This is a genomic window from Rhizobium sp. P44RR-XXIV (assembly GCF_001999485.2).
GTDB lineage: Bacteria > Pseudomonadota > Alphaproteobacteria > Rhizobiales > Rhizobiaceae > Rhizobium.
This window is the reverse complement of the sequence record NZ_MPVZ02000029.1, coordinates 1,187,564-1,203,241: the sequence shown is the minus strand read 5'-3', so window position 1 is coordinate 1,203,241 and position 15,678 is coordinate 1,187,564. Positions and strand designations below refer to the sequence as shown.

The 15,678-nt window shown below is 60.5% G+C and carries 12 protein-coding genes and 2 pseudogenes; 13 read left to right on the top strand and 1 reads right to left on the bottom strand.

The genetic code is table 11. From position 1 onward, the window contains the following. Nucleotides 1-39 precede the first annotated feature (39 nt). From BSK43_RS31570 to BSK43_RS31530, 9 genes and pseudogenes are all read left to right on the top strand, one after another. A complete protein-coding gene (locus tag BSK43_RS31570; RefSeq protein ID WP_077467435.1) occupies nt 40-1,188 on the top strand; it encodes an ABC transporter substrate-binding protein in 1,149 nt (382 codons plus the stop codon). A gap of 74 nt (nt 1,189-1,262) precedes the next feature. Further along, entirely contained in the window at nt 1,263-2,135 is an 873-nt protein-coding gene (locus BSK43_RS31565; RefSeq protein ID WP_077467434.1) for a branched-chain amino acid ABC transporter permease, read from the top strand. Nucleotides 2,136-2,137: 2 nt separating this feature from the next. Further along, nucleotides 2,138-3,093, top strand: a pseudogene (locus BSK43_RS31560) (branched-chain amino acid ABC transporter permease). Then, nucleotides 3,090-3,875, top strand: coding sequence for an ABC transporter ATP-binding protein (locus tag BSK43_RS31555; RefSeq protein WP_077467433.1), 786 nt, complete (start codon nt 3,090-3,092; stop codon nt 3,873-3,875). Before BSK43_RS31560 ends, BSK43_RS31555 begins: the two are co-directional and overlap by 4 nt. Next, nucleotides 3,862-4,562, top strand: a pseudogene (locus BSK43_RS31550) (ABC transporter ATP-binding protein). The gene BSK43_RS31555 and the pseudogene BSK43_RS31550 overlap by 14 nt, the downstream one beginning before the upstream one ends. Before the next feature lie 4 nt (nt 4,563-4,566). Beyond that, nucleotides 4,567-6,639 carry a 3-hydroxyacyl-CoA dehydrogenase NAD-binding domain-containing protein gene (locus BSK43_RS31545; protein ID WP_136687393.1) on the top strand — a complete coding sequence of 691 codons (2,073 nt, stop codon included), beginning with the start codon at nt 4,567-4,569 and terminating at the stop codon, nt 6,637-6,639. A 66-nt stretch (nt 6,640-6,705) separates the two neighbouring features. Beyond that, nucleotides 6,706-7,653 (top strand): LysR family transcriptional regulator, encoded by a 948-nt coding sequence (locus tag BSK43_RS31540; RefSeq protein WP_077467431.1) that lies wholly within the window; start codon nt 6,706-6,708, stop codon nt 7,651-7,653. Nucleotides 7,654-7,872: 219 nt separating this feature from the next. Next, on the top strand, nt 7,873-9,075 hold the full coding sequence (locus BSK43_RS31535; protein ID WP_077467430.1) for an NAD-dependent formate dehydrogenase: 1,203 nt from the start codon (nt 7,873-7,875) through the stop codon (nt 9,073-9,075). A 68-nt stretch (nt 9,076-9,143) separates the two neighbouring features. After that, the gene (locus BSK43_RS31530) at nt 9,144-9,644 is read left to right on the top strand and encodes an HPP family protein (RefSeq protein ID WP_246662743.1); all 501 of its coding nucleotides are present in this window, start codon (nt 9,144-9,146) and stop codon (nt 9,642-9,644) included. A 635-nt stretch (nt 9,645-10,279) separates the two neighbouring features. Here BSK43_RS31530 and BSK43_RS31525 read toward each other — a convergent pair. Next, nucleotides 10,280-11,371, bottom strand: coding sequence for a porin (locus tag BSK43_RS31525; RefSeq protein ID WP_077467429.1), 1,092 nt, complete (start codon nt 11,369-11,371; stop codon nt 10,280-10,282). 731 nt (nt 11,372-12,102) lie between these two features. Between BSK43_RS31525 and BSK43_RS31520 the strand changes: the two genes are divergently transcribed. From BSK43_RS31520 to BSK43_RS31505, 4 genes are all read left to right on the top strand, one after another. Next, the gene (locus tag BSK43_RS31520; RefSeq protein ID WP_246662800.1) at nt 12,103-12,717 is read left to right on the top strand and encodes a cupin domain-containing protein; all 615 of its coding nucleotides are present in this window, start codon (nt 12,103-12,105) and stop codon (nt 12,715-12,717) included. Between the two features lie 120 nt (nt 12,718-12,837). Next, complete coding sequence (locus tag BSK43_RS31515) at nt 12,838-13,779, top strand: substrate-binding domain-containing protein (RefSeq protein WP_077467426.1); 942 nt, start codon at nt 12,838-12,840, stop codon at nt 13,777-13,779. A gap of 89 nt (nt 13,780-13,868) precedes the next feature. Further along, the gene (locus BSK43_RS31510) at nt 13,869-14,666 is read left to right on the top strand and encodes an ATP-binding cassette domain-containing protein (protein WP_077467425.1); all 798 of its coding nucleotides are present in this window, start codon (nt 13,869-13,871) and stop codon (nt 14,664-14,666) included. A 2-nt stretch (nt 14,667-14,668) separates the two neighbouring features. Beyond that, on the top strand, nt 14,669-15,676 hold the full coding sequence (locus BSK43_RS31505; protein WP_246662799.1) for an ABC transporter permease: 1,008 nt from the start codon (nt 14,669-14,671) through the stop codon (nt 15,674-15,676). Nucleotides 15,677-15,678: the final 2 nt, after the last annotated feature.

Sequence of the window (15,678 nt, the reverse complement as noted above, 5' to 3'; positions counted from 1 at the left end):
GAGACTTAATCTTTGTCATCTCGTGGGAGGAGATTCGACATGAAATTTTCCATAACGACCGCACTTGCCGGAACGCTTGTATTTGCCCTGGGCTTTGCCGCTCCGGCCTTTGCCGACATCAAGATCGGCGCGACCATTTCCGAAACCGGCCCTGCCTCTTTCCTTGGTGATCCCGAGGCCAAGACGCTGAAGATGCTTGTCGAGCAGATCAATGCCGCCGGCGGTGTCAATGGCGAGAAGATCAACCTCGTCATCTATGACGACGGCGGCGATCCCAACAAGGCCCGCACCTTCGCGACCCGCCTCGTCGAGGACGACGAAGCGGTCGCGGTAATCGGCGGCACGACGACCGGTACCTCGATGGCTATCATTCCGGTCATCGAAGACGCAAAGGTGCCGTTCATTTCGCTGGCCGGCGCCATCGAGATCGTCGACCCGGTCCGACCCTTCACATTCAAGACGCCGCATACCGATCGCATGGCCTGCGCCAAGATATTCGCCGATATGAAGAAGAACGGCATCACCAAGATCGGCCTGATCTCCGGTTCCGACGGCTTTGGCGCCTCGATGCACAAGCAGTGCCTGGCGATCATCGGTGAATACGGGATCGAAGTCCTGGCCGACGAGACCTATGGCCCCAACGACGCCGACATGACGCCGCAGCTGACGAACATCAAGGGCAAAAAGGGCATTCAGGCCGTGCTGAACCCGGGCTTCGGCCAGGGCCCGGCGATCGTCACGCGCAACTATGCGCAGCTCGCCGTCGGCCTGCCGCTCTACCAGTCGCATGGTGTCGCTTCCGCCGGCTTCATCGAGCTTGCAGGCCCGCAGGCAGCCGAAGGCGTGCGCCTGCCGGGAACTGCACTGCTCGTCGCCGGCCTGTTGCCGGAAAGCGACCCGCAGCGCCCGGTCGTCGTTGCCTACAAAGAAGCCTATGAGAAGGCGACCGGCAAACCGGTCTCTACCTTCGGCGGCTATGCCCATGATGCCCTGCGTATCCTCGTCGATGCGATCAAGCGGGCAGGCAGCACCAAACCGGCGGCGATCCGCGATGCGATAGAATCCACCTCGGGTCTCGTCGGCACCACCGGCACGGTGACGATGTCGGCAAAAGATCATCTTGGCCTCGATCTCTCGGCCTTCCGCATGCTGCAGATCGAAAAGGGCGGTTGGAAGATCGTCGATTAATCGAGAGCCCGTACCGCCGGCTGCCCCGTAAAAGGGCGGGCCGGCGGAAACCGTCGTGCGAAGCGGAGGCATCCATGCCCGAACTCCTGCAATTCTTTCTGTCCGGGATCACCGTCGGCGCCGTCTATGCGCTGGTCGCTCTCGGCTTCACCATCATCTACAACGCCTCCGATGTCGTAAATTTTGCCCAGGGCGAGTTCGTCATGCTCGGCGGCATGATCACGGTGTTTACCTACACTGCGGGGCTTCCGCTGCCGCTTGCGGCATTGATCGCGATCATCGTGACGGCGGCGATCGGCGTGGCGCTCTACAAGCTGGCGATCGAGCCGGCGCGTGGCGCGCCCGTGGTTTCGCTGATCATTATCACCATCGGCGCCTCCATCTTCATTCGCGGCGTGACGCAGCTCGTCTTAGACAAGCAGATCCACCGCTTCCCGGCCTTTTCGGGCGATCAGCCGATCCTGATCGGCGGCGCCACCATCCTGCCGCAGAGCCTGTGGGTCATCGCCGGTGCGCTCGCTGTCTTCTTCTGTCTCTGGCTGTTTTTTACGCGCACGCTGCTCGGCCGAGCGGTTCTGGCAACCGCAAACAATCGCGTTGCCGCTCGCCTCGTCGGCATCAACACCAATTATGTGATGACGTTGTCCTTCGCCATGTCCGCCGCCATCGGCGCACTCGCAGGCGTGCTGGTGACGCCGATCACGTTGACGAGCTACGACGTCGGCCTGGCGCTCGCATTGAAGGGCTTTGCCGCGGCGATGCTCGGCGGCATGGGCAATCCCAAGGGCGCGCTCATCGGCGGTTTGTTGCTCGGCGTGCTGGAGGCGATGACGGCAGGGTACATCAGCTCGCAATACAAGGATGCTGCCGCCTTCGTCGTTATCATCGCCGTACTCTTCGCCATGCCGCAAGGCTTGTTTGGCCGCCAGTCGGCAGATCGGGTGTGATCATGCGGCTCCCCGGTAAAACCACCAGCCTTCTCATCCTCGCCGCGGTCATCGTCGTCGCACCGATGTTTTTCCCGTCATCCTATTATTTCCGTGTCGGTTCGCTGATCTTCGTCAATGGTCTCGCCGCAACCGGCCTGGTCATCCTCATCGGCTATGCCGGCCAGGTGAGCCTGGGTCATGCGGGCTTTGCCGGCATCGGTGCTTACGCCTGCGCGCTGGCCCCCGTCCATCTCGGCGTGCATCCGGCCCTTGCCGCCCTGCTCGGCGCGCTCGTTTCGGCCGTCATCGCCTTCCTCGTCGCCGGCCGATCCTGCGGCTGAAGGGTTATTATATCGCCGTCGCCAGCCTCGGCTTCGGGGTGCTCGTTTCCATGGTGCTGTCGAACGAGGCACGCCTCACCGGCGGGCCAGATGGCATCGCCGTGCCGGAACTCGGGCTTCGCGCCAGCCTCAACACGATTGGCATCGATCTCTCCAATACCGAGTTCTGGTATGCCTTTTCCGGCCTTGTGCTGGTGGTCGGGGCGTGGCTTGCGCTGAACCTCTATCACAGCCCAACCGGCCGGGCGCTTCGCGCGCTGCACGGTTCCGAGATTGCGGCACGCACGGTCGGCGTCGATGTCGCGCGCTACAAGCTGCAAGCCTTCATCATCTCAGCTGTCTATGCTTCGGTCTCCGGTTCGCTGCTGGCGCTGCAGAACAAGTTCATTACGCCCGATGTCGCCGGCTTCATGCACTCGATCGAGATGGTCATCATGGCAGTTCTCGGTGGAGCCGGTTCGGTGCTTGGCGCCATCCTCGGTGCTGCGATCCTGACGATGTTGCCGCAGGTGCTCACCGTTTTCCAGGAATACGAACAGCTGATGCTCGGTCTTGTCATGATGCTCGTCATGATCTTCATGCGCGAGGGCCTGCTTCCATCGATCACGCGCCGTTTTGCCGGGAGGGGAGCATGAGCCTGCTTCAGATCGAGGGTCTCGGCATCGATTTTGGCGGCCTTCGCGCCGTCCATGACGTCAGCTTTTCCTTGAAGGCAGGCGAGATCGTCTCCGTCATCGGCCCGAACGGTGCCGGCAAGACAACGCTCTTCAACATGATCTCCGGTCTTTACACGCCGGCGCACGGTCGTGTCCTGCTCGATGGTGAGGATGTCACCCGCATGCCGCCGCATCTGCTCGCGCGTCGCGGCCTGTCGCGTACCTTCCAGAACCTGCAGATCTTCCAGGCCATGACGGTGCTCGAAAACGCAATTGCCGGCCATCACCTGCATGAGCGCGGCTCGGTGTTCGCCGATCTCCTTTCGTTGCCGGCATCGCGCCGCCGCAGCCGGGAATCGGAGGCGAGTGCCCGTATATTGCTCGACCGGGTCGGTCTTGGCCGGGCCGCGGAACAGGAGGCGGGCTCGCTTTCCTACGGCGCGCTGAAGCGTCTGGAAATCGCCCGCGCCCTTGCGCTGAAGCCGCGCGTGCTGTTGCTCGACGAGCCGGCCGCCGGCTGTAATGCCGTCGAGACGGAAGAGATCGATCGTCTCATCGCCAAGGTCGCGGCCGAGGGTGTCGCGATCCTGCTGGTGGAGCATGACATGAAGATGGTCATGCGCATTTCCAACCATATCGTCGTGTTCGACCACGGCGAAAAGATCGCCGAAGGCAAGCCGGCAGAAGTCGCGCGCAATCCGCGTGTCATCGAAGCCTATCTCGGGGTTCAGGCGGCGGAGGCTCAAAATGCTGACGGTTGAGGGACTACGCTCGCGCTACGGCCGCATCGAGGTGCTGCACGGCGTCGATCTTGATGTTGCGTCCGGCGAGATCGTTACCGTGGTGGGTGCGAACGGTGCGGGCAAGACGACCCTGCTCAAATGCCTGTCCGGTATCCAGCCGGTGTCGGCCGGTTCGGTGCTCTTCCGCGGAGAGGCACTCACCACCGTGCCGGCGCATCGGCGTGTACAGCGCGGCCTTGCCCAGTCTCCGGAAGGCCGGCAGATTTTCACCAATCTGACGGTCGAGGAGAACCTTCGGCTCGGCGCCTATCTCTTTGCCGACGACAAGGTCGATAGCGACTTGCAGGATGCTTTCGCGATGTTCCCGATCCTGAAGGAGAAGCGGAGCCTGGCGGCCGGCGGCCTCTCCGGCGGTCAACAGCAGATGCTGGCGATTGCCCGTGCTCTGATGAGCAGGCCCTGTGCCTGCTTCTCGATGAGCCGAGCATGGGCCTTGCGCCGATCCTCGTAGCGCAGATTTTCGACGTTGTCAGGACTATGAAGACGCTCGGCGTCACCGTGCTTCTTGTCGAACAGAACGCCTTCGGCGCGCTTTCCGTTGCCGACCGGGGCTATGTCATGGAGACGGGGCGCATCACGCTCTCCGGTCCCGCCGCCGAACTGATCGCGGACGAACGCATCCGCGCAGCCTATCTGGGAATGTAAGATCATGACCGTCACCATCGCACGCGAAGGCGCAATCGCCGTCGTCACCGTCGACAATCCCCCCGTCAACGCGCTCTCGCAGCCGCTGCGTCAGGCTTTGATCGAGGCGGTCGCTACGCTCGAAGCGGACGAAGCGGTCAAGGCAGTCGTCCTCCTCTGTGCCGGCCGCACCTTCATTGCTGGTGCAGATGTCAGTGAATTCGGCAAGCCGCCGGAACCTCCGCATCTGCCCGATGTCGTCGCTGGCATCGAGGGTGCGGGCAAGCCCTGGGTCGCGGCGATCCATGGCAGTGCGCTTGGCGGTGGCCTCGAAGTGGCGCTCGGCTGCGCCTGTCGTGTGGCGGTTCCCTCCGCCAACCTTGGCCTGCCCGAGGTAAAACTCGGCCTCATTCCCGGCGCCGGCGGCACGGTTCGCCTGCCGCGTCTGATCGGTGCCCCGGCTGCAGTCGATCTGATAACAAGCGGCAATTCCATCGATGCCCGCAAGGCGGCAGCACTCGGCCTCGTGGATCTGGTTGTCGACGGCGATCTGCGGAAAGCCGCCATCGCATTCGCCGAGGAAGCAGTCGGTAAGCCCAGACCGCAGCTGATCTCCGCCCGCAGCGTTGCGGCGGTCGAGGATGGCTTCTGGGACGACGTGGAAAAAGCTGTCGCAGCCAGGGCGAAGCGCGAGATCGCCCCTGTCCGCGCGGCCGCGTCCATCCGCAAGGCGAGCGAAGCGGATTTTGCGACAGCGATGGCTTTCGAGCGTGAAACGTTCCTGGAATTGCGCGGCTCGCCGCAGGCCGCCGCGTTGCGCCATGTCTTCTTTGCTGAGCGGGCCGCACCCCGACCACCGGAACTCGCCGGCGTGGCTCCGCGTGATATTCGTTCCGCTGCCGTCATCGGTGGCGGCACCATGGGTGCGGGCATTGCCGCAGCGATCAGGGATGCAGGATTGCCCGTGATTCTCGTCGAGCGCGATGAGGCAGCAGTCGAGCGCGGGCTTGCCAATGTCCGGTCGATCTTCGAAGCGTCTGCAAAACGCGGTCGTATCACACCCGAGGTTGCGGCCGAACGCATAGCCGGTGTTATCGGCACTGACGACTACGGTTCGCTTGCAGATACTGATCTTGTTGTCGAGGCAGTCTTTGAAGATCTCTCGATCAAGCGCGCGGTCTTCGCAAAACTATCGGAGGTCTGCCGTCCGGATGCGGTGCTCACCACGAACACGTCCTATCTCGATCCCGATCAGATCAGCCAGGGCCTGTCGAACCCCGAGCGCTTTCTCGGCCTGCATTTCTTCAGTCCCGCTCATATCATGAAGCTTCTGGAGATCGTGCCGACGAAGACGACGGCGCCTGAGGTGCTGGCGACCGGCTTTGCGCTTGCCCGACTGCTCGGCAAGATCCCGGTTCGCGCCGGTATCTGTGACGGCTTCATTGGCAATCGCATCCTGAAGGTCACGCGCGCACAGTCCGAGCGGCTGCTGCTCTCAGGCGCCACACCCTCCGTTGTCGATGCCGCCATGCGTGCTTTCGGCCTGCCGATGGGGCCGTTCGAGGCGCAGGATCTCGGCGGCCTAGACATCGCCGGCTTCCAGCGCAAGGCCGCCCGCGAACGCGGTGAGGTGCCTTTCGCGCCAGTGGGCGACCGGCTTTGCGCCATCGAACGCTTCGGTCAAAAGTCGGGCGCCGGCTGGTACGACTATCGGTCGGGTGACCGCGCGCCGCAGCCATCTGACGCGGTGGCAGCGATCATTGCCGAAGAAGCGCACGGCCAGGTGCAGCTGGCATGGGACGAGGCTTCGATCGCCGATGCGATCATTCTGCCAATGGTCAACGAGGCGGCACGTATTCTGGAGGAGGGTGTTGCCGTTCGCGCAGCCGATATCGATCTCGTCGAGATCCATGGCTATGGTTTCCCGCGCTGGCGCGGCGGGCCGATGCATTATGCGGAAGCACGTGGCCTTGCCGAAGTCGTCGCCGTGCTCGATCGACTTCTTACACAGGGCCTTGCCGATTCGCCATGCGCCCGCCTGCCCTCGCAGCAGAGCGGGGCGGCTTTTCGGCACTTGCCGGCATGTAAGGTCGGCTGAGGAAAAGGCTTGATCATGTAGCGTTATATTTCATGAGATATAACGCTACATGGATGGGAGCTACCGGTGCTGATCAGACATCTTTCGTTCTTCGTGACTCTGGCGGAGGAACAGCATTTCGCCAGGGCCGCCGAGGTCTGCCACATCACGCAGCCAACCCTGTCGGCGGCCATCCGCAAGCTCGAAGACGACCTTCGCGTGACGCTTATCGCGCGTGGAAATCGCTATATCGGCCTGACGCCTGATGGGGAGCGCGTTCTGGAATGGGGACGGCAGATTCTGTCCGACTACGACAGCCTGCAGAAGGATATCGCCGGCTCCAAGAAAGGCCTGTCTGGCACGTTGAGACTGGGTGTCGTGCCTGCGGCGATGGCGGCTGTCTCGTTTCTGTCCCAGCGCTTCAGCCTGGAGAATCCCGATGCGACCATCGAGATCAAGTCGATGACCTCTCGCGCCATTCAGCATGGGCTCGACACATTCGAACTCGATGGCGGCCTGACCTATCTGGAGAATGAGCCGCTGGAGAATGTGCAGCGGCTGCCGCTTTATCACGAACGATATGTCTTCGTTTGCCGTGCCGACCATCCGTTGGCAAAGCGCCGAACGCTTCCCTGGGCAGAGGCAGTCTCGCAATCGCTGTGCCTTCTGAGCGAGGACATGCAGAACAGGCGTATCCTCAATGGCATTGCCGTATCCGCGGGACTGACATTGAAGCCATCCGTCGTCAGCAATTCCTTCCTGGCCGTTTGCTCGCATATCCGCAACGGCCTGTGGTGCAGCATCGTGCCTCATACATTCTTTTACATTCTGGGCGACAAGACCGACCTCGTTTCCATCGAACTGATCGAACCGCACCACCGGCAAGCTCTGGGATTGGTCATCTCAAACCGATCGCCACAAGCACCCATGACCAAGGCATTGGCAAGAGCCTTGCAGGGGGCGGATTTCGATGCCGATTTCGAACGGCATGCTGCCGTGCCGCCGCCACCATCGATATCGTCTATCGCGCGGTAAAAACCTTTCATTTGCCTGCGACCCCCCCGGCGTGAAAACATCGCCTTGTTGAAACGAGGTTCCGATTGCACGGAACACGGCTTTAGGAAACACCGGCGACTGACCCTCAAAAGCGCAAGCTGATGGCGGCCAATTTCTGACAGAACCGATATCTGGGACCGGCGCGTGCGCTCACGCGTTTCTGGGGTGTTTCCTGCTGTCGCAGCTGAGGAAACGAACATGGCAAAAGTAGTTTGCGTTCTATACGACGATCCTATCGACGGTTATCCCAAATCCTACGCCCGCGATGATCTGCCGAAAATCGAACACTATCCCGGCGGCCAGACCCTGCCGACGCCGAAGGCCACCGACTTCAAGCCCGGCACCCTGCTTGGCAGCGTCTCCGGCGAGTTGGGCCTGCGCAAATACCTCGAAGAGAATGGCCACACTTTCGTTGTCACCTCCGACAAGGATGGCCCGGACTCCGTTCTGGAACGGGAGATCGTCGACGCGGATGTCGTCATCTCGCAGCCCTTCTGGCCGGCCTATCTGACGGCCGAGCGCATTGCCAAGGCGAAGAACCTGAAGCTCGCATTGACCGCCGGCATCGGTTCCGACCATGTCGATCTGCAGGCGGCCATCGACCGTGGCGTCACGGTTGCCGAAGTCACCTACTGCAATTCGATCAGCGTCGCCGAGCATGTCGTCATGATGATCCTCGGCCTGGTGCGCAACTACATCCCGTCCTATCAATGGGTAGTGAAGGGCGGCTGGAACATCGCCGATTGCGTCGCGCGGTCCTATGACGTTGAAGGCATGCATGTCGGCACGGTCGCTGCCGGCCGCATCGGTCTTGCAGTGCTGAAGCGGCTGAAGCCCTTCGACATGCATCTGCATTATACCGACCGTCATCGCCTGCCCGATGCGGTCGAAAAGGAACTGGGCCTGACGTGGCATGCCACGCGCGAGGAGATGTACGAGGTCTGCGACGTCGTCACGCTCAATTGCCCGCTTCATCCCGAGACTGAGCACATGATCAACGACGAGACGCTGAAGCGTTTCAAGCGCGGTGCCTATCTCGTCAACACGGCGCGCGGCAAGCTGTGCGACCGCGATGCGATTGCCCGCGCTCTCGAGAGCGGCCAGCTTGCCGGCTATGCCGGTGACGTCTGGTTCCCGCAGCCGGCACCGAAGGATCATCCGTGGCGCACCATGCCGCATCATGGCATGACGCCGCATATTTCCGGCACCTCGCTCTCGGCCCAGACCCGCTATGCCGCCGGCACGCGGGAAATCCTCGAATGCTTCTTCGAGGGCCGTCCGATCCGCGATGAATATCTGATCGTCGATGGCGGCAAGCTCGCCGGAACCGGCGCGCATTCCTATAGCGCCGGCAACGCGACCGGTGGCTCCGAAGAGGCCGCCAAGTTCAAGCGTAGCTAACAGGAGCAGGGAGCGTGGCGGCTCGCGCCACGCTCCCTCATTCCGCCTGCGAACAATCGAGACGACACATGACAGAGATCAACAGCCTTTCGGAACCGAGCTTAGGTATGCGCATTGGTCGCCGCGTGCGGATGGCGCTGGTGTCGGGCTTCGGTGGCTTTCTGGTGATCTATATTCTGTCGCAGCTCAGCGCGACGCTCGGCGTACTCCTTCTGGTGGCGCCATTCGGCGCGAGCTGCGTTTTGGTCTTCGCCTTGCCCCAGAGCCCGCTCGCACAGCCGAAGAATGTCGTCGGCGGCCACCTCATCTCGGCCTTCATCGGCGTGGCGGTGTTTGCGCTGTTGGGTGCGCATCCCCTGTCGTTTGCGCTTGCCGTCGGTCTTGCGATCGCGGCCATGCAAGCAACCGAGACGCTGCATCCGCCGGCCGGCGCCGATCCGATCGTCGTGATCGCGGCCGGCGCATCCTGGCCGTTTCTGGTCACCCCAATGCTCGCCGGAACGATTTTAATCGTCGGCGCGGCCTATTGCTACCATCGTTTCATTTCGCAGCGCTCGTACCCCAGTTGAGGCGTCAATCGAGCAGCCGGGCAGCAATCAGGGCATGGGTTGAGAAGCTGATATTGCCGGGATGGGTGAGGCTCAGGCATCGATCGACGATATTCCATAAAAGCAAAAGCGGTCCAGTCTAGGGAAATAACTGGGCCGCTCTTTGCTGGATTGGAGGTCAATCAAATTCAGCACCCTAATAATAAGTGCGTCTTAGCAATTGTCAACGGGAATTGCGAATGCGCGCATATGCGCTCAATGACGGCCTCTATAGATCATTGATAATCCGACGCAGTCCCGCCTGATCCACTGCCGATGCTGGAGCAAATCCATAGCGAAATGTTCTAATATGATTAGGCCGGAAATATGGCGCCGCGGCTCATTTGAAAATGCGGCAAGCTATTGAGTATTATGAATAAAATTTCACTAAGGGGCTTATTGCCCGATGATCCCATCGCGGTTTGGGAGCATGTTCCGCGGTTGCCAGCGGTGAGGGCTGCAGCTCTTGAAATTGATTGTCTTGAACTCAGAAGGATCCGGAGGGAAACCAGATCCTTCCGTCTTTGATCGGAGGTCAACCGATCGTTGTGAGAAGCCCGATGGATCGGTACATCGGGCTTCTCATATCCGGTCCCAGGTAGACCAGATAACTGGTATTAGAAGCTGCGCTGGAAGCGCAGGATACCGGCCCACTGATCCTGATTCACAGAATCGAAGTTGGTGTAGGACAGTTCCGGCTCGATGAGCAGGTTCTTAACCGGGTTCCACTTGACGTTCGTCGTAGCGGCGAAGATCTTGGAGTCGGTGTAGGCGAGCTGGAGGTTCCACTTCAGCTTTTCGTTGATCGGAACGCCAACGCCGCCCCAAACTGCCCAGTCACCCCAGCCGCACTTCGATGCGTCGTTTGCCGGGCAAGAAGAGCGTGCCAGGTTGGTACCGGCATACTTGTTCAGGTTGTCGCCATCGGTGTTCCAGCCGCCCATCAAGAAGGCCGAGAAGACGCCGAAGTCGGCATCGACACGAGCCTTGATTGCGCCTTCCGACTTGATCGAGTCGTAACCGCCAACGACCTTGAAGCCCCATGCGCCGGACTTGAAGCCAGCACCGGCAACAACGTCAGGAGCGTAGTGGTTGGCCTTGTCGTCCGTTGCCCAGCTTGCGCCGTAAGCAGCGCCCGAGCCGCTGGAGTTGCTGTCTTCGAGCGAGATCACAGCCGTGAAGCCGTTGCCGGCGTCATAGTTGTAGGTCAACTGGTTGAGCTCGTACGGGCCGTCATAGATCACGTCGTCGTTGATGACGTCGCCAGCATAACCCATGTAGTAGTTGTACTGGGAGTCAGCCTTACCGACGAGGAAGCCACCGAGGCTGATGTTGGCCCAGAGTAGCTTCGTGCTGGTGCTGTTGCCTTCCTGCCAATCCCAACGGATAACCGTATTGGTCTTCAGCGGGCCGTATTCGGTGTCGGTCGCGGTGTCGAGGGCCAGCTGAGCGCGGGTGTGCCACAGCGTGCCGTTGTGGCTGTTTGCGTTGTAGGCGTCGTACCACTTGCCTTCGGTACGGACCATGCCGCCGATCTTGAGGCAGGTTTCAGTGCCTGGAATGAAGAAGTAGCCTGCGCCGTAGGCGTCGCAAATGCGAACGTATTCCAGCGGCTCCGGCTCGGCAGCAACGATCGCGTCAGCCGCGTGAGCACCGGAAACTGCTGCCAGCGCAGCAGCGGAGCCGAGAAGAAGGCTCTTGATGTTCATTATAAACTCCTGGTTTTGATTGACCTCATATCCCAAGGAGCGGGTATAATACGTGATCCCGGACACGCCTCTTTTGAACATGAGGCAAGCCAGGCAATGCATCAGCAATTGACCATCTGTATCGTCCCCACCCCTAAAAGATCTCGTCAGCTTGCGGCTGAAATAACCCCACCAGATCGCAAGCTAACCATGATCTTGAATGTAAAGGTATATACATTCAGGTTGTTTGTAAATTCATGTTGGTCGCCTTTGGGGGACGGAAAAGCTGACTGTTGATTTAATGCAACATGTGCCGTGGAGTGCAGCGGATCGATTTCGTGGCTGGAGATCCGATCTGCGAGTTCGCGATCAAGCTCACCATAAGGAGACGAGCCTGCGGAATCCTCCCGAGTGGAAGACCCTCGTTTCCAGCAATTGTTCGCATTCGCGTCGGATAGCCGATTCTCCCGCGCAATCGCCGACGACTTAATATTCTTTATAGACAGCCTATCTCTCGCCGCAATCGGCGAGCAAAAGCGCCGCCTCTTGCAGGTGCGGCCTGCGGGAAATGCAGGACCGGACGTAAGAGCGTTCCAATACGAGGGGCGAACCCCCTTTTGCGGACCGGTCCTGTTTGCCGCAAACGCTCGAACTTGAGCGGCTGCCGGGCACGCTCTGATCGCTGCCTAGACATCGGGGATGGGGAGGCGCTAAGCTTCACCCTCCAACAATGCGATATCGAAACCATGAATATGATCGAGCCCCCACGGAAATCCGGCGACAACGGCGAGGACAAGATTCTTGCCAATCCAGCGCGCCTCGGCGGTCGGCTGAAGCTCGCCCGACAGACGCGAGGATTGACGCTGAAGGCTCTGTCCCTGGCCGCCGATTGTTCCGAAAGCCTGCTGTCCAAGATCGAAAATGGCAAAGCCTCTCCGTCCCTTCCGATGCTCCACAGGCTGGTCGGCGCGCTCGGCACCAACATAGGCTGGTTGTTCGAGGAAGCCGATGGCGAGGAGGGCATCGTCTTTCGTTCGGGCACCCGGCCGCTGATCGGGCTCGATCCGTTGCGCAGGGGTGAAGGTATTTCGCTGGAGCGGATCATTCCCTATTCGCCCGGCCATCTCCTCCAATGCAATATCCACCACATCGAGGCGGGCGGTCAAAGCGCCGGGCCTATCCAGCATATCGGCGAAGAGGTGGGCTATGTGCTTGCCGGAGAAGTCGAACTGATGGTCGGCGAACGCACCTTTCGGCTGGCGGTCGGCGATAGTTTCGTCTTCAATTCCGAGCTTCCGCACTGGTATCGCAATGTCGGGAGCGAAAGGGCAAGCATCTTCTGGGTCAATACACCAGCGACTTTCTGAGTGCATGACCCGCAAGTTTTTCTAGTACGTGTTGAATGAGTAAAATTGAAAATTCAAGTCACTTGACAGAAATTCAAGTAACTTGAATAATGCCCCTGCAATTAAAAAAGGGGAACTATCATGCGTCTTACAAACTATGTCTTCGGCTGCGCTGTCGTCGCAACCGCAGCGCTCGGGTTCAATGCAAGGTCGGCCATGGCCGATACGCTGGCATTGGTGACCATCAACCAGCAGGCTCTGTTCTTCAACCAGATCAATGACGGTGCCAAGGAAGCGGCCAAGAAGGCCGGTGTCGATCTCGTTATCTTCAATGCCAACAACGTTCCGAGCGCGCAGAATGACGCGATCGAGAACTATATTACCCAGAAGGTCGACGGCATCATCCTGGTCGCCATCGACGTCAATGGCGTGAAGCCGGCTATTACGGCCGCCAAGAAGGCCGGCATCCCGGTTATTGCCATCGATGCGCAAATTCCGAATGGCGACAATATCGCCTTTGTTGGCGTCGACAATACCAAGGCCGGCGGGGAGATCGGCAAGTTTTACTCCGATTACGTCAAAGACAAGCTGAGCGGCAGCGCCAAGATCGGCGTCGTCGGCGCGCTCAACTCCTTCATCCAGAACCAGCGTCTCGATGGTTTCAAGGCGGCCGTGAAAGCCGGCGAACAGAAGGTCACTTTCCTCGATACGGTCGATGGCCAGAATGTCCAGGATGTGGCGCTGAGCGCCGCTGAAAACCTCATTACCGCCAATCCGGACATGACGACGCTCTACGCAACCGGCGAACCGGCATTGCTCGGCGCCGTCGCCGCCGTGACCAGCCAGGGCAAGACCGGCAGCGTCAAGGTATTCGGCTGGGATCTCACCAAGCAGGCGGTCGAAGGCATCGACCAGGGTTGGGTCACCGCCGTGATCCAGCAGGATCCGGCTGGCGAGGGCAAGGCTGCGGTCGAAGCCCTGGTGAAGGTCAAGAAGGGCGAAAAGATCGACCCGATCATCAACGTGCCGGTGACCATCGTCACCAAGGAAAATGTCGACAAGTTTCGGGGCATGTTCAAGTAACCCCGACCCCTCGTCATGTCATGGCCGATCGTCTCGGCCGTGACGTTATGGCATTATGGCTTAAGCCATTTCTGCAAGGCAGCACTGAGATGACAAATGCTGATACCTACCGCGTCAGAATGACCGGTATTTCCAAACGTTATGGCACGATGCAGTCGCTGGAGAATGTATCGTTGACCTTGAAACCGGGTGAGGTTTTAGGCCTGGTCGGCGACAATGGCGCCGGCAAGTCCACCTTGAGCAAGGTGCTGTCCGGCGCGGTTATCCCGGATTCGGGAACGATCGAGATCGATGGCAAGCCCGTTTCCTTCGCCTCGCCGGCCGATGCACGCGCGGCGCATGTCGAGATGGTCTATCAGGATCTCTCGCTATGTGATTCGGTCGATGTCGCAGGCAATCTCTTTCTTGGACGCGAGCCCAGATGGAAACTTGCCGGCATTCCCATGCTCGACAAGAAGACGATGCATGAGCGCGCCCGCCACATGCTTGAAGGTCTCGGCATCGTCATTCCCGATACCCGGCTGAAGGTGGAAAATCTGTCGGGCGGTCAGCGCCAGTCGATCGCAATCGGCCGTGCCGCCTCGTTCAACCCATCGGTGTTGATCATGGATGAACCGACGGCAGCTCTCGCCGTCGCCGAGGTCGAGGCCGTTCTCGAACTCATTCGCACCGTCAGCGCTCGCGGCGTCAGCGTCATCCTGATCACCCATCGCCTGCAGGACCTGTTCCTGGTCTGCGACCGTATTCAGGTGATGTATGAGGGCCAGAATGTCGCCGAACGCCGGATCGAGGGCACCAATATCGAAGAGGTCGTCAACCTGATCGTCGGCCGCAAGTTCGCCGCACGCTCCGCCGGCCCATCTCCAGATCGAGGCGTTTCCGCATGACCATGACCTCTTCTCATGCCCAAACCGGCCAGTCGACCCGCATGCGCAAGGCGCGCCTCTACGACAAGGCCATGGCCAATGGCGGCATCGTGTCGATCGCGCTGTTCTTCATTGCCGTCTGCATCTTCTTTTCGCTCTTCACCAATGTCTTCCTGACAGCACCGAATTTGCTGAACGTCGTCAGGCAGTCGGCGCCGCTCCTGATCGTCGCCGCGGCGATGACCTTTGTCATCACCACAGGCGGGATCGACCTCTCCGTAGGCTCGGTGCTGGCTCTGGCCGCAACGCTTTCGGCCGCATGCCTGCAGGCCGGCATTCCCTGGCCGCTAACGGTGTTGCTGATGCTGCTTCTCGGTGCGACAACCGGTCTGATCCAGGGCTATTTCATCGCCTATGAGCGTATTCCGGCCTTCATCGTCACGCTTGCCGGGCTCTCCGTCATCCGTGGGTTGGCGCTCCTCATTACTGGCGGCTATTCCATCCCCGTCGCTCCGGAAAGCCCGTTCACGGCCATCGGCCAGGCGTGGTTCTTCGGCATTCCCGCGCCGGCGCTGATTGCGGTCGTCGTCCTGGCCGCAGCCTATGTCGCCTTCAACGAGACGCCCTTTGGCCGCTATGTCACGGGCATCGGCGCCAATGCCGAGGCGGTACGACGTGCCGGCGTCAATACGCGTGGGGTGACGCTGTTTGTCTATGTGATCTCCGGTGTTGCCGCTTCCATCGCCGGCGTCATTCTCGCGGCGCGATTGGGATCGGGCTCGTCCAATTCCGGCCAGGGTTTTGAACTCGATGTCATCGCGGCCGTGGTGCTTGGCGGCACCAGTCTGTTTGGCGGACGCGGGTCGGTCGTCGGCACGGTGCTTGGCGCACTTACCGTGGCCGTCATCGCCAATGGGCTCATCCTGTCGCACATGTCGCCCTTCTTCACGCCGATCGTGACCGGTGTGATCATCCTTGTGGCGATCTGGCTCAACTTCCGCCTGTTCAAGGGCGCGGTCAGGAGCCGTTGAGC

Excerpts from the sequence above, each read along its gene's own strand:
- BSK43_RS31570 (WP_077467435.1), top strand. The coding sequence starts at position 40 with ATGAAATTTTCCATAACGACCGCACTTGCCGGAACGCTTGTATTTGCC.
- BSK43_RS31565 (WP_077467434.1), top strand. The coding sequence starts at position 1,263 with ATGCCCGAACTCCTGCAATTCTTTCTGTCCGGGATCACCGTCGGCGCC.
- BSK43_RS31555 (WP_077467433.1), top strand. The coding sequence starts at position 3,090 with ATGAGCCTGCTTCAGATCGAGGGTCTCGGCATCGATTTTGGCGGCCTT.
- BSK43_RS31545 (WP_136687393.1), top strand. The coding sequence starts at position 4,567 with ATGACCGTCACCATCGCACGCGAAGGCGCAATCGCCGTCGTCACCGTC.
- BSK43_RS31535 (WP_077467430.1), top strand. The coding sequence starts at position 7,873 with ATGGCAAAAGTAGTTTGCGTTCTATACGACGATCCTATCGACGGTTAT.
- BSK43_RS31530 (WP_246662743.1), top strand. The coding sequence starts at position 9,144 with ATGACAGAGATCAACAGCCTTTCGGAACCGAGCTTAGGTATGCGCATT.
- BSK43_RS31525 (WP_077467429.1), bottom strand. The coding sequence starts at position 11,371 with ATGAACATCAAGAGCCTTCTTCTCGGCTCCGCTGCTGCGCTGGCAGCA.
- BSK43_RS31520 (WP_246662800.1), top strand. The coding sequence starts at position 12,103 with ATGATCGAGCCCCCACGGAAATCCGGCGACAACGGCGAGGACAAGATT.
- BSK43_RS31515 (WP_077467426.1), top strand. The coding sequence starts at position 12,838 with ATGCGTCTTACAAACTATGTCTTCGGCTGCGCTGTCGTCGCAACCGCA.
- BSK43_RS31510 (WP_077467425.1), top strand. The coding sequence starts at position 13,869 with ATGACAAATGCTGATACCTACCGCGTCAGAATGACCGGTATTTCCAAA.
- BSK43_RS31505 (WP_246662799.1), top strand. The coding sequence starts at position 14,669 with ATGACCTCTTCTCATGCCCAAACCGGCCAGTCGACCCGCATGCGCAAG.